Consider the following 14,633-nt stretch of genomic DNA (forward strand, 5'->3'; position numbering starts at 1 on the left):
ATATGTGCGCTGATTTCTCAGCGTCATAAAAGTACATCACACGAATCATTAAATCGATTATTACTGTATGCATCTACCATCATTGATCATTGACCTGGCATTAATATTAGGAGCGGCGGGAGTTATTACATTACTGTTTAAACGGCTGAAACAGCCGATGGTGCTGGGGTATATCATCGCAGGGTTTATAGTGGGTCCCAATTTCAAATTATTCCCCACTATCGGGGATGCGGAAGGCATAAAAACCTGGTCTGAGATCGGTGTTATTTTCCTCTTATTTTCACTGGGTCTGGAGTTTAGTTTCAAAAAGCTGATGCGGGTGGGAGGTACTGCCACTATTACCGCATTTGTAGAAATAGCGCTTATCACGGTAGCCGGTTATTTCACCGGTAAGCTGATGGGCTGGGGTTTTATGGACAGCCTGTTTCTCGGGGGGTTGCTGGCCAGTTCTTCCACTACTATTATTATCCGCGCCTTTGAAGAATTAGGTATCAAGAAAAAGTCATTTACCAAAATCGTATTCGGCGTATTGGTGATAGAAGACATTGTGGTGATCCTCATGATGGTATTGTTATCTACGATGGCAGTGAGCCGTAAATTTGAAGGAACAGAGATGTTGTTTACCATTGCCAAGCTGATGTTCTTCCTGGCGGTATGGTTCCTCGCGGGCATCTTCCTGTTACCTACTGCACTCAAAAAAATAGAACGTTACCTGAATGGAGAAACTTTGCTGATACTAAGTATAGCGCTCTGTTTGGGCATGGTGATCCTGGCAACCAAAGTGGGTTTCTCCGCAGAACTGGGCGCCTTCATTATGGGTTCTATCATAGCAGAAACCACTTCTTCTGAAAAAGTGGAACACCTGATACAACCGGTAAAAGACCTTTTTGGTGCTATCTTTTTCGTATCGGTAGGCATGCTCATTAACCCGGAAATGATTGTGGAATACAGGTGGCCGGTGTTGTGGATAACATTGTTAACCATTACCGGGAAATTTTTCAGCACCACTATGGGAGCGTTATTATCCGGTCAGCCGCTGAAACAGGCCGTCCAGGTGGGTATGAGTATGGCGCAGGTGGGTGAGTTTGCCTTTATTATTGCTACGCTGGGTCTTTCACTGGGTGTGACCAGCGAGTTCCTGTTCCCGGTAGCTGTGGGCGTTTCGGCCATTACTACTTTTACAACGCCTTACATGATCAAGTTTTCCATACCGTTTTACAACTGGCTGGAAAAAATTATCCCTACGCGCTGGATGGCCACCTTGAACCGGTATAGCGCCAGTTCACAAACCTTACAGGCGGAAAGCGACTGGCGCATTGTATTGCGCAGTTATGTAAAAGTGATTGTACTCAATGCGGTGATCATATTTGCGATGATCCTGCTGAATACCTACTATATTGGCCCGTTTGTGATAAAGTATGTGAAGAACCTGTTCCTGGCGGAGATGGTAAGTGTGATCATTGGAATTGCCATGATGTCGCCGTTTATCTGGGCGCTGATGGTACAGAAAATTTCGAGCAACTCTTACAAGGCGTTGTGGCTGGATTCCAAATACAATCACGGACCGCTGGTAGTGGTGGAAGTGGTACGTAACGTGGTGGCGGTGCTGCTGGTGGGTTTCCTGGTAATTCAGTACTTCCCCTTCTGGCAGGCGTTGATAGGCACCGCCATTATACTGGCCTGCGTGTTGCTGGTGCTGCGTTCACAATTACAGAAATATTATAACCGTATTGAAAGCCGCTTTCTTACCAATCTGAATGCCCGCGAGACAGCGGATGCGGCCAACAATAAAGCCACAGCAGCAGATCTTCTGCCCTGGGATGCACAGGTATCTGAGGTGGAAATTGATCCGTGGTCTACCCTGGTGGATAAGCCGCTGATAGACCTCGAGCTGCGGGAGAAATACGGCATCAACGTAGGAGCCATTAAAAGAGGAAATGTGACTATCTACGCACCGACCCGTGATGAAAAATTGTTTCCGCACGACATCCTTACTGCTATTGGCACGGAAGCGCAGCTGGAAGAATTTAACCGGGTAGTGAATACCCTGAATGTAGAAAGAAGTGATGATGTGGCAGATGAAAACATTGGCCTCACCAGCATCGTGGTGGATGAGCACAATGGCCTCAAAGGCCAGACCATCCGTGGATCCGGCATCCGCGAAAAAACGCAGGCGCTGGTGGTGGGTATTGCCCGCGGCGGTGAAAAGATCCTTAACCCCGCTTCCGAAACGGAGTTTGAATGGGAGGATGTAGTTTGGCTGGTGGGTAACCGCCGGAAGATCCTGGAATTTTCAAGGGGAAGGTAAGCGAGAAGGATCGCCTTCGGCGATGTTAAATTGTCTTGGAGCTGGATTACGCTGATTATACTGATTTAAGGATTTGATTATTTTGGATTTTAAAAGATTAGGGGAGATAGAAGCGAATTCGCTTCTATCTCCCCTAAATATTTATAACAGATGGTGGGAAAATCAACGGAATCACGGTTAATCCCAAAATCCTGCACCAAGACAATTTAACATCGCCGAAGGCGATCCTACGCTTTTTCAAGAAACGCCCGCAGCACATACTGCAAAATACCACCATGACGATAATACTCAATTTCTATCAGGGAGTTCAGCTTTGATTTTACTTTGAAAACAATGGGCGCCCCTTCTGCCGGGATAGCCGTTACCGTTAGTATTTTATTTGGAATGAGACCAGCAGCAATATCGCTGATTGTGTACAATTCAGTTCCGGTAAGTTTTAAGGTGTTTGCATTTTCTCCTTCCAGGTATTCGAGTGGAAGTACGCCCATGCCTACCAGGTTGCTGCGGTGAATACGTTCATAGCTTTCAGCAATCACTGCTTTTACGCCGAGAAGGTTGGTACCCTTTGCGGCCCAGTCGCGCGAAGAACCGCTGCCATATTCCTTTCCGGCCAGTATGATCAGTGGCACTTTTTTAGCGGCATATTGCTGCGCCGCATCATAAACGGGCAATACTGTTCCGGATGGAATAATAGTGGTAAAACCACCTTCTTTGGGCGACAGCTCATTTTTAATACGCACATTGGCAAAGGTGCCGCGGATCATTACTTCATGGTTTCCCCTGCGGGAGCCATAGGAGTTAAACAGGCGTGGATCAATGCCATGATCCAGCAGGTATTTGCCCGCCGGCGTATCCGGTTTGAATGAGCCTGCCGGAGAGATATGATCCGTGGTGACGGAATCTCCCAGTTTCAGTAGCACGCGTGCACCTTTTACATCTTCCACGGGAAGCGGGAATTCGGACAAGCCGTTAAAGAACGGCGCTTCCCGGATGTAGGTGGAGTCGTTGCTCCAGTGATAATCCTTCCCGGAGGGCGCCAATAAACCGCGCCATTGTTCATCACCGTCAAATATTACCTTGTAGATATTCTCAAAGTCTTCCTGCTTTACTGCGGCGGCTACGGCGTCGTTGATTTCCTGCTGGGTGGGCCAGATATCGCGGAGATACACAGGTTCGCCATTGGGGTCGTAGCCCAGCGGGGCGGTGAGCATATCCACATCGATGCGGCCGGCAATGGCGTAGGCTACCACCAGCAATGGCGAGGCGAGGAAGTTCATCTTCACCTGCGGATGTACCCTTGCCTCGAAGTTACGATTGCCGGAAAGCACAGATGCCACCACCAGGTTTCCTTTCTCCACCGCTTCCGCAATGGCCGGCGGCAGCGGACCACTGTTACCAATACACGAAGTACAGCCGTAACCAACGATATGGAAACGCAGCGCTTCCAGTTCGGAGAGTAACCCGGAGCGTTTCAGGTATTCCGTTACCACCCTTGAACCCGGCGCCAGGCTGGTTTTCACCCAGGGTTTTACATACAACCCGCGACTGATAGCTTTTTTCGCTACCAGCCCTGCTCCTATCATCACACTTGGATTGGAGGTGTTGGTACAGCTGGTGATAGCGGCGATGGTAATGGCGCCGTCGCTCAGTACATATTCTTCATTTTTCAGTTTAATACGTACGGATTTAAGATAGTCCAGTTCTACCGCTACTTCTTCCACCTGCTTTTGTATTTCGTAGGTAAAGGCGGTACCGGAACCACCTTCCGACAGCCAGGCGGTGTCGCGGCGTTTTCCTTCGGGAGTATACATGCGTTTAAATTCCTTGCTGAGCAGGGTTTCAAACTCGTTGTGCAGATCGCGGACCAGGATACGGTCCTGCGGCCGCTTAGGCCCGGCTACCGCGGATTGTATTTGTCCGAGGTCCAGTTCGATAATATCTGTATAAGTGATTTGTTCGCTGCCATGACGCCAGAGCATATTTTCTTTGCAATAATTCTCCACTTGTGCAATATCTTCTTTGGAGCGGTTAGTGCGGTGCATGTATTGCAGCGTTTGCGTATCTATCGGGAAATAGGTAACGGTGCAGCCAAATTCCGGCGACATATTGGAGATAGTGGCGCGGTCAGGTACAGAGAGGAAGTCCAGCCCGTCGCCGAATACTTCCACGAATTTGTCGACCACCCCGTATTTACGCAACAGTTGTGTGATGGCAAGTACCATATCGGTGGCAGTAACGCCTTCTGTGAGCCGGCCGGTGAGACGCAGCCCGATTACCTGGGGGCAGGAGAAATAAATAGGCTGACCCAGGATAGCAGCTTCTGCTTCAATACCGCCTACGCCCCAGCCCAGTACACCGATACCGTTGACCATCGGGGTATGTGAGTCGGTGCCAACCAATGTATCGGGAAACAGCCAGCCATCGCGGCTTATAACGCCTTTGGCGAGGTATTCCAGGTTTACCTGGTGGCAGATACCCATGCCTGGCGGTACTACCGTAAAATTATCGAAAGCCTGTTGTGCCCACTTGAGCAGCTGGTAACGTTCTTTATTACGTTCATATTCATAGGCCACATTTTTTGTATAGGAGTAATCTGTTCCGAAGAAATCGACCTGCACGGAGTGATCTACCACGAGATCCACCGGGATGGCCGGGTTAATTTTTGCACCGTCTTTTCCTTTACGGATCACTTCTGCACGGATGGAAGCAATATCCACTACGGCGGCAACGCCGGTAAAGTCCTGCATCAGTACACGGGCGGGTTTAAAGGGTATTTCTTTGTCCGTTCCTGCCGGGTCCCAGTTTACCAGTGTTTCCAGGTGTTCGTCGGTGATGGCGAAGTTGTCGTGGTTCCGCAGTACATTTTCCAGTAAGATCCTGATCGAGAAAGGCAACCGGGAGATTTTTCTACCGTCCTGTTCCAGTTTGCTGAGTGATGCGATACGTGGCTGCATAATCTGAGTTGTTGACATTTTAGTGAAACAATGATGCTACCATTTTGTTTATTAAATATACCTTATTGTGAACCGTTCAGGAACGATTAATATTAAAATAACCCTGCCGTGCTTATGCATTGGCCTATATTAGCTTTATTATAAATACACCTCAAAATGACCGAAAAATTAAAAGTACCCTCCACTTCCCGCCTGGTGCTGGAAGCAGCCATGCAATTGTATACCACAGCACTGCAGCAGCAGTATATAGAAGCGATCGATTTTAGCGAAACCAGCGGTTTCTATGATGAACTGAAACAACAATATCCATTTATTACAGATGTGATCTGCCTGCGCAAACAAAGTATCCGGAGGATGTTGCGGGAGCGTATGCCCGCGTTTCCGGGTCAACAGGTGATTATGCTCGGCGCCGGACTGGACCCTTTATCTTTATATCTCCTGGAAAATTACCCGCAACAGATCAGCGGAATCATAGAGGTGGACAATGGATATATCGAAGAAAAGCAACGGCTCTATGAGGAGATCATGCCGGGCAACCCGTTGATCCGTTTTATCAAATGCGATATAACGGATACTGCATTACTATGGAGTAAATTATTGGAAAACGGCTACCGGGAAGAGATTCCGGCGATCATTGTTTTTGAGGGCGTGCTTCATTATATCTCCAACAATGCGTTTGTGCAGGTAATGCAGTTGTTTAAAACGCTGCAACAGCATAACCTGGTATTGCTGGATTATTCTTTATCTGAAGAAGAGGTACCTGCCAGATTCCTGTCTTATCACAAAGTGGTGAAAGACGTGCTGGAAAGCTATATTGGCCGGCCTATAAATATGAATAACCGCGCAGATATTGCCGGTTTACTGTACCGGCTGGATGGTATACTGGAAATAGTGGAGCCATTGTGTGAAACGGAAAAAAAGCTCACCGGGAACAATCAGCTGTTTCATGCGCCCGGTGAAGGTATTGTAGAAATGGTGAGCTTCCGGATCTAGGGACTACTCCCACCAATGTTCCTGGGGATAATGTGCGCCTACGGTTACCGGTTCTCCTATGCGGGGTGTGGCGACAAGCAGACCTCTTTGTGCGCCTGCGGCAGTCACTCGCTTCGGGGAGTCATTCCAGGCATGCATAGCCAGTACAAATTTGCCCCAATGTACCGGCAGCAGGGCTCGTGCCTGCAGGTCGATGGCCGCCTGCACGGTTTCTTCCGGGTTCATGTGGATGAAAGGCCAGTAATCGTTGTATTGTCCGCATTCCAGTATCACGAGGTCGAACGGACCAAATTTATCACCAATGGCTTTGAAATGCGTATCGTACCCGGAGTCTCCCCCGATAAAAATCTTATACCCGAAGATTTCCAGTACAAAAGAAGACCAGAGGCTGCCGCCTCTTTTAAATCCACGGCCGGAGAAATGTCGTGCAGGCGTAGCCGTTAGGATGATATCATTTGCGATTTCATGGGTTTCCCACCAGTCCATTTCCGTGATATTATTGCCGGTTGCCACGCAGTGCTGCAGATCATAGCCAACGCCCAAGCTGGTATATATTCTTTTAGTATGGGACTTTAGCTGTGCTAATGTTTTTTTATCAAGATGATCATAGTGATTGTGGGTAATGATCATGAGATCTATTTCCGGCATATCGGCGGGCGTATAGGCATCTGCTCCGGGGAATGCCTTTACCATAAATGACATGGGCGATGCGCTGCCGCTAAACACGGGGTCTACCAGTATATTAAATCCCTTTACATGGATGAGGTAAGAAGAGTGTCCAAACCAGGTGACCACAGGCTTTTCCGAATATAGTGCTTTCAGATCGGTGCGCACCGTTGGCATTAGTCCGGGAGGCCGTACATCTGCCGGGCGTTTCAGTACTTTGCGAAACATGGTGAAATAAGTAACATCCTCCGGCTTTACCGGCGTAATGGAGAGGTTCTGAAAGGCTCCGTTCCGGAAGTTCTGAGAGTGTTGTATTCTTTCTTTTATGGAAGGTAATTTCCGTTGCATGTATTAAAGTTAAGAAGCTTTTATACGAAGACGGGCAACGCGGGAGAATATTTTACCGGGTTAAAAAAAGGTCCACCCCAAAGAGCGGACCTGCATTTCAACCATCATGTCAGTTATTAAGGCCGTGCCAGCAGGCGTTTTCCCCGTGCCATTAACCGCAGCAGGCGGGTATTGCCATAGAAAGCAGAATGATACTTTGCGGTGGCCCTGCGGCGTTCGCCATAGGTTCTCAGCACCGCATCGGCAGTGACGATGCCTGTTAATTTCTTTCCTGCATCGAGTACTGCCAGGATATCCGGCGGATAGCTATCGAAGAGTTCTGTAACGAGATTGATATCATCGGCGGGATACAGGTAGGGCGCAGATGATTCCAGGAGCTCCCTGAGAGGCGTATTGTTTACGGCCGATAGGTGCTGCCGGTTAATATATCCTTTGAAATGCCCGGTCTTATCTGTTACCGGCAGGTAGCGGTAGTGATAAAAGACTGTTTGCAGCAACTGATGTGCCTGCGCCTGGGTTGTTTGTTCATCCAGCACTACCGGGGTGTTGGTGGCCACGGCCGCCACATTGATCAGCTGCATCATATCGGGGGTATATTCTTCCGGGGTGACAATGCCTCTGCGGCGGATCTTTTCGGTCATGATGCTGCCTTTCATGAGAAAGAACGACACAAAATAAGCGGCCGTGCAGGCGGCTATCAGCGGCAGGAGGCCGTGTGTTTGCCCGGTTGTTTCCAGTGAGAATACAATGGCGGTGAGCAATGCGCGGGAGGCGCCGGCAAACATGGCGGCCATACCAATCAACGCCGCCGTAGCGATGTTGATGCCGCTGCCGGGGAATAAATGCATCACTGCCACACCCAGTAACGCCCCAAAAGCGCCACCAATGGTAAACAGGGGAGCCAGTGTTCCGCCGGAGGTACCGCTACCCAGGGAGATCACCCATGAAAGATACTTGAGGACGCAAAGTGATACCAGCAGTGCCAGCGGCGCGTTGCCGGTTAACAGTGTTTTAATGTTATCATAGCCCACACCCATTGTGTGTGGAGCGAAGTAGCCGATCACACCTACCGCGATGGCGCCGAGTGCCGGCCACCACATCCAGTGGATGGGCAATTTCTCAAACAGGTCTTCCACAAAATAAACGGATTTCGACACGTAAGCCGCCACTACGCCCACTATGGCGCCCATCAGCACATAAGTGACCAGGGCAATATCGGTTACGGCGGGGATTGGGGGCATGGCAAAAACCGGGGTGCTGTCGAACAACAGGATGTGCATCCCGGCGCCGGCGATACAGCCTATAGCTACTGGGATCACCGAACGGGGAGAGAATTCAAACAGCAGCAGTTCAATAGCGAGCAAAATAGCTGCCAGCGGGCTTCCGAAGATCGCGGCCATACCGGCGCAGGCGCCTGCTGCCAGCAATACTTTTCTTTCTGCGGAAGAAATATGGATTACCTGTCCCGTGAATGAGCCAATGGCGCCACCGGTAGCGATAATGGGGCCTTCCGCACCAAAGGGACCGCCGGTGCCGATAGAGATGGCGGCGGACAGTGGTTTCAGCAATGTGATTACCGGCGGAATCTTACTTTCATTGCCGATGATGTTTTCCATTGCTTCCGGGATACCATGACCGCGGATGGCTTTACTGCCAAAACGCGCCATCACCCCTACTATCAGGCTGCCTATAATGGGTACTATGATTACCAGCGTGCCCAGGTGGTTTCCTGCCGGCCCTGCTTCTTCAAATGAAAATTTCCCGTAAAACGACAGATTGGTAATGAGACTGATCAGCAACACCAGTGCTTTTGCCACTACGCCAATGACCAGGGCGTTGATACATGCCTGCAGGCTGAGGTAAAATACTCTCCGTGACATGTTTCCGGCAAACTTCTGCTCTTTTTTGTGATTCATACTATATAAAATGACAATTACATCTTTAAAAAAACACAAAGATATGATTCAAATCATATTAAAACCTATTTTTTCTTCCAAAAACGTGAAAAAACATTAGTATTGCAGTCATGAAAAAAGCCGGAACCTGCGATCTGAACACCTGTTTTTTATGCCAGTACAGCATTCCTGAATGGATTGCGGCGGTATCAGATCACAGGCAGCATCTTTTTTATAAGAAGAATGAAACGATTTTCCAGGAGGGCAGCCCGGTGAAGGGGATCTTTTTTTTGTATGATGGCAAAGTGAAAGTGCATAAGCAATGGGGGGCCGAAAAAGAACTTATTGTCCGCTTTGCGCAGAAAGGGGATATCCTTGGGCATCGTGGGTTGGGCAGTGGAGAGCGGCTGTATACTGTTTCCGCCACCGCGCTGGAAGACACCACGGTGTGTTATACGGAGCTGTCGTTTTTTGAGGCGTCGCTGAAAGTGAACCCCAGCCTGGCATTGAAGCTGATGCAGTTTTATGCCGACGAATTACAGGAAGCAGAACGGAAGATGCGCAATTTGGTGCATATGGACGTAAAAGGCAGGCTGGCAGATGCTTTGCTGGAACTCAGCCGGTTGCATAAGGCGCTTCATTTTACCATCAGCCGCCAGGATCTTGCGGCTTTTGCAGGCACTACCTATGAAACTATTTACCGCAATTTGCAGGAGTTTATTGCGGAGAAACTGATTACTGCGGAAGGCAGGGCGATAACGATATTAAACGAAAAGAAGCTGCGCAGGTATATTGTTGGAGGTTGAGTGGAAGTAAACCCGACGCATACATGGCTTTGAGGTGGACTTGATCCGGAAATGCCCGCTGGCAGGCTAACTGGTCTCGGTAAGCCGGAGTAGTTTATCTTCGTTCAAAATAGTGATACTTTTCCCTGAAACGGCTACCAGCCGTTCTTCTATCAATTCATTCAATACCCGGAAAGTGGTTTCATAAGTAGCCCCGATGTAGGAAGCGAGGTCTTGTTTACTAAGTGCGAGGTCAATAAATCCGTCTTTGTTGAAGCCAAACTTTTGTTGCAGTAGTATCAGTGCATTGGCCATGCGGCCTTTAACAGACATATGTGCAAGGTTACGCATCTGTTTTTCGGACGTTTGCAGTTCCTGTGCATAAAACAGCATGAGTTCGTACAGCAGGTCGTGATTAATTTTAAGAGATGCCTGGAAAAAGTCCATCTCTATAAAACAAACTTTTACCGGCTCCAATGCAGTGGCTGATATGGGATAATGATGTTCCGTACCGCCTATACCGCGGTGGCCAACGATATCGCCTTTTTGTGCAAAGCGGACAATGAGTTCCTTTTCGGAGCCCCAGTGTTTATGCACTTTCATGCGGCCTTCATAAATAAAGTAGATGCCTTCTACTTTATCACCTTCTTTAAACAGGGTTTCTCCTTTGTTCAGGGTAAAATTTTTGCGGTACAATGCTGTTGCCGGGGCCCATTCTTTCAGGGATAACCGGCAAAGGAGGCAAGTTTTACCATCACAACCCTGTTTATCTTTCTTCATGTATTGTATTGCTGTTTTGTAATTGTTGTAATGTTTCATCTGCCAGCATGGATTGCAACTTTACTACCTCCCCTACCACTATAATAGCAGGATTTCCCATTCCGGCGGCCTGTGCACGTAAGGCAATATCCTTTACGGTACCGATCACCATTTTTTGCTGTGGTGTAGTGCCGTCCTGGATAATGGCTACCGGTGTAGCTGCTTTGCCGTGTGCATGAAAGATATCCATGATACCTTCCAGTTTACTCATGGCCATTAATATTACTACCGTTGCAGTAGATTGTGCCGCCAGCGCAATGTCTTTTGAAATATCGCCGCTTTTGGTGGTACCGGTGGTTACCCAGAAGCTTTCCGCGGCGCCCCTGCAGGTAAGCGGTATCATCTGGGATGCCGGTACTGCTACTGCGCTGGAGATCCCTGGTACAATAGCCACTTTGATCCCATGCTTCCTGGCGGCTTCAATTTCTTCCACAGCCCTGCCGAATATGAAGGGATCGCCACCTTTGAGCCGTACCACATGGCCATGAGCCAGTGCCATTTCCACGATCAGGTGATTTATTTCCTGCTGAGACAGGGCATGGCAACCATATCTTTTACCTACAAACTTAATGATCGCACCCGGCGAGGCATAAGTGAGCAGGGATTCGTTTACCAATGCATCATATAATATGACGTTGGCCCGGCGGATGGTATTAATCGCTTTCAGCGTGATCATTTCAGGATCTCCCGGTCCTGCTCCGACTAAAGATAGAGATGGAATTGCTACCTGCATACATATTGTATTTAAAATTATGTGATTATTTAACAGCTATGCATGCCTAAAATTAAAACAAAAACGCTTAATTTTATAATTAACATCATACACCTACCTTAAAAATCATCTCCAAAGCAAAAAATACTATTATATTAATTATTTAATAATATAATTCAAGATTTCTGATCCTTAAATATAATCGAATGAAAATAGTAGTTATAGGAAACGGTATGGTGGGATACAAATTTTGTGAGAAGATCATTTCCAAATCTGCCGACACCCCGATTGAACTGGTTGTATTTGGAGAAGAACCCCGTCCCGCCTATGATCGCGTACATCTCACCTCCTGGTTTGACGGCAAAACAGCCGACGACCTCCTGCTTGCTACGGCCGACTGGTACGTGGAGCGGGGCATCCGCCTGCACCTCGGCGACCCGGTACTACAGATTGACCGCACCCATAAAACGGTGCAGTCTTATAAAGGTATCGTGGAAACCTACGATTACCTGGTGATGGCCACCGGCTCTGCTGCATTTGTACCACCGGTACCCGGCATGGATAAAAAAGGCGTATTCATTTACCGCACTATAGAAGACCTGGAAATGATGAAGGCATATGCCCCCCGAGCCAGCAGCGGCGCTGTTATAGGCGGCGGGTTGCTGGGACTGGAAGCCGCCAAAGCTCTCCTGGACCTCGGTATTAATAATACGCATGTGGTGGAGTTTTCCCCCCGCCTCATGCCACGCCAGATAGATGAACAGGGTTCGAGCATCCTCCAAAACAAACTGGCCGGCCTGGGACTGAAAGTGCTTACTGGTAAAAACACCCGGGAGATACTGGGAGATGAAGCAATAACAGGGCTCCAGTTTTCCGACGATACTATCCTGGAGACAGACATCCTGGTAGTTTCTGCCGGTATTAAACCGCGCGACGAGCTGGCGCGTGCTGCCGGTATCGCCATTGGCCCACGCGGTGGCATTGTGGTAAACGAACAGATGCAGACAAGTGACTCCTTTATATATTCCATCGGTGAGTGCGCACTTTACAACAACATGATCTACGGCCTGGTGGCCCCGGGTTATGAAATGGCAGAAGTGGCCGCCTCCCATATCGCCGGTGAAGCTAAAGCCTTCACGGGGTTTGATATGAGCACCAAATTAAAACTCATCGGCGTGGATGTGGCCAGCTTCGGCGACCCGTTCCCTGCTCCGGAAAGCTGCCACAGCATTGTATTTGAAGATAAATTCAAAGGCACTTACAAAAGGATCAACATTACCCGGGATGGCCAGTTCCTGCTGGGAGGTATATTAATAGGTGACGCAGCCGCCTACAACATGCTGCTGCAAACCACCAAAAACAAACTGGTCCTGCCGGCCAACCCGGAAGATTTACTGCTGGGTAACAGAAGCGGCAGTGCCGATGCCGGCGCCGGCGTTACCGCCCTTCCGGATGAAGCCATTATCTGCAGCTGTGAAAGCGTAAGCAAAGGCGCTATCTGCCAGGCAGTAACCGATGGCCGTGAAACACTGGATGAAGTAAAAAAATGCACCAAAGCCGGTACCTGCTGTGGTGGCTGTACGCCAATGGTGAAAGATCTGATCACCGCCACCATGAAGGCACAGGGCAAATATATCCGTAACGTGGTATGCGAGCACTTCCAATATTCCCGCCAGGAAATGCTGGACCTCATCAAAGTAAAATCACTCCGTTCCTTTGATGAAGTACTGGACCATTACGGCAGCGGCGAAGGCTGCGAAGTATGTAAACCAGTGGTAGCCTCTATTCTCGCCAGTTTGTGGAATGATATGATCCTGGACAAAGGCAATGACACTGCGCAGGATTCCAACGACCGCTACCTTGCCAATATCCAGAAAGGCGGTACCTACTCCGTAGTGCCCCGGATTCCCGGTGGAGAAATTACACCGGAAAAACTGGTAGTGATCGGGCAGATAGGTACTAAATATAACCTCTATACGAAAATCACCGGCGGACAACGTATCGACTTGTTTGGCGCACACCTAAGCGATCTGCCAAACATATGGGAAGAATTAATTGCAGCAGGTTTTGAAAGCGGCCATGCTTATGGTAAAGCGCTCCGCACAGTAAAAAGTTGCGTAGGCTCCACCTGGTGCCGCTTCGGACTGCACGACAGCGTGAGCTTCGCCATCCGCATAGAAGAACGCTACCGTGGATTGCGGGCGCCGCATAAAATTAAATCGGCCGTATCCGGGTGTATCCGGGAGTGTGCAGAAGCGCAGTCGAAAGACTTTGGCATCATTGCCACCGAAAGAGGCTGGAACCTGTATGTATGCGGTAACGGCGGTTCCAAACCACAACATGCACAATTACTTGCATCAGACATCGACAGCGAAACCTGTATTCAATACATCGACCGCTTCCTGATGTTTTACATCAAAACAGCCGATCCGCTGACACGCACTGCTACCTGGCTCAACAAGCTGGATGGCGGTATGGACTATTTACGCAATGTGGTGTTGAATGACAGTCTTGGTATTGCCACCCAGCTCGAATCAGAAATGCAGCTGCTGGTAGATAACTACAAATGCGAATGGCGCGAAGTGGTGGAAAACCCTGAACTGCGCAAGCGTTTCTCCCACTTCGTAAACGCACCAACCGACAAAGATCCGACAGTAAAATTTGAAACGATGCGTGCTCAGAAGAAAGCCGCTGAATGGAAATAATCTCTTTACACAAAAATACACTGCTATGTCTACTACTCACACAACTACTACCAGCTGGTTCCTGGCTTGCAAAACATCAGATGTACCTACCAATGGCGGCGTTTGCGTAAAGTATAAAGAGGAGCAGATAGCCCTGTTCTATTTTGCCCGCAGAAATGAATGGTATGCCACCCAGAACCTTTGCCCGCACCGCCAGCAGATGGCACTCAGCCGCGGTATGACCGGCACTGTACAAGATGAGCCCAAAGTAGCCTGTCCTTTTCATAAAAAAACATTCTCCCTGAAAGATGGCCGTTGCCTGTCTGACGAACACGAATGTTCCCTCACCACCTACCCTGTAAAGATCGTGGACGACATGGTATATATAGGCGTAGCCACTGAGATGGAGATGGCAGGTGTATAATAAAAAAACGAAACCCGGTAGCTGGCAGGCTAACCGGGCTTCTGA

The 14,633-nt window shown here is 48.9% G+C and carries 10 protein-coding genes; 5 read left to right on the top strand and 5 right to left on the bottom strand.

Going from position 1 to position 14,633, the window contains the following annotated elements; translation table 11 throughout:
- The first annotated feature begins 67 nt into the window (after positions 1-67).
- Positions 68-2,308: a cation:proton antiporter domain-containing protein gene (locus ACMXI2_RS20950; protein ID WP_483778019.1), complete on the top strand. Its 2,241-nt coding sequence runs from the start codon at positions 68-70 to the stop codon at positions 2,306-2,308.
- A gap of 227 nt (positions 2,309-2,535) precedes the next feature.
- Here ACMXI2_RS20950 and acnA read toward each other — a convergent pair whose 3' ends face one another.
- Positions 2,536-5,262, bottom strand: a complete 2,727-nt coding sequence (acnA, locus tag ACMXI2_RS20955; RefSeq protein WP_483778020.1) for an aconitate hydratase AcnA — start codon at positions 5,260-5,262, stop codon at positions 2,536-2,538.
- Between the two features lie 156 nt (positions 5,263-5,418).
- Between acnA and ACMXI2_RS20960 the strand changes: the two genes are divergently transcribed.
- On the top strand, positions 5,419-6,255 hold the full coding sequence (locus tag ACMXI2_RS20960; protein ID WP_483778021.1) for a class I SAM-dependent methyltransferase: 837 nt from the start codon (positions 5,419-5,421) through the stop codon (positions 6,253-6,255).
- Positions 6,256-6,258: 3 nt separating this feature from the next.
- Here the strand turns inward: ACMXI2_RS20960 and ACMXI2_RS20965 are convergent, their stop codons facing one another.
- Together ACMXI2_RS20965 and ACMXI2_RS20970 are read right to left on the bottom strand one after the other, a co-directional pair.
- Positions 6,259-7,269 carry an MBL fold metallo-hydrolase gene (locus tag ACMXI2_RS20965; RefSeq protein WP_483778022.1) on the bottom strand — a complete coding sequence of 337 codons (1,011 nt, stop codon included), beginning with the start codon at positions 7,267-7,269 and terminating at the stop codon, positions 6,259-6,261.
- Positions 7,270-7,385: 116 nt separating this feature from the next.
- Positions 7,386-9,185 carry a chloride channel protein gene (locus tag ACMXI2_RS20970; protein WP_483778023.1) on the bottom strand — a complete coding sequence of 600 codons (1,800 nt, stop codon included), beginning with the start codon at positions 9,183-9,185 and terminating at the stop codon, positions 7,386-7,388.
- 110 nt (positions 9,186-9,295) lie between these two features.
- Here ACMXI2_RS20970 and ACMXI2_RS20975 point away from each other — a divergent pair, with 110 nt between their 5' ends.
- Entirely contained in the window at positions 9,296-9,970 is a 675-nt protein-coding gene (locus ACMXI2_RS20975; RefSeq protein WP_483778024.1) for a Crp/Fnr family transcriptional regulator, read from the top strand.
- A gap of 66 nt (positions 9,971-10,036) precedes the next feature.
- On the opposite strand, the gene ACMXI2_RS20980 is transcribed toward ACMXI2_RS20975, so the two are convergent.
- Together ACMXI2_RS20980 and cobA are read right to left on the bottom strand one after the other, a co-directional pair.
- Positions 10,037-10,729, bottom strand: coding sequence for a Crp/Fnr family transcriptional regulator (locus ACMXI2_RS20980; RefSeq protein ID WP_483778025.1), 693 nt, complete (start codon positions 10,727-10,729; stop codon positions 10,037-10,039).
- Positions 10,716-11,501, bottom strand: coding sequence for a uroporphyrinogen-III C-methyltransferase (gene cobA, locus ACMXI2_RS20985; RefSeq protein WP_483778026.1), 786 nt, complete (start codon positions 11,499-11,501; stop codon positions 10,716-10,718). The genes ACMXI2_RS20980 and cobA overlap by 14 nt, the downstream gene beginning before the upstream one ends.
- A gap of 185 nt (positions 11,502-11,686) precedes the next feature.
- Between cobA and nirB the strand changes: the two genes are divergently transcribed.
- Both nirB and nirD read left to right on the top strand, forming a co-directional pair.
- On the top strand, positions 11,687-14,185 hold the full coding sequence (gene nirB, locus ACMXI2_RS20990) for a nitrite reductase large subunit NirB (RefSeq protein ID WP_483778027.1): 2,499 nt from the start codon (positions 11,687-11,689) through the stop codon (positions 14,183-14,185).
- 25 nt (positions 14,186-14,210) lie between these two features.
- Positions 14,211-14,588 (top strand): nitrite reductase small subunit NirD, encoded by a 378-nt coding sequence (nirD, locus tag ACMXI2_RS20995; protein ID WP_483778028.1) that lies wholly within the window; start codon positions 14,211-14,213, stop codon positions 14,586-14,588.
- Positions 14,589-14,633: the final 45 nt, after the last annotated feature.

Source organism: Chitinophaga sp. G7 BAM 1005 (assembly GCF_057126945.1).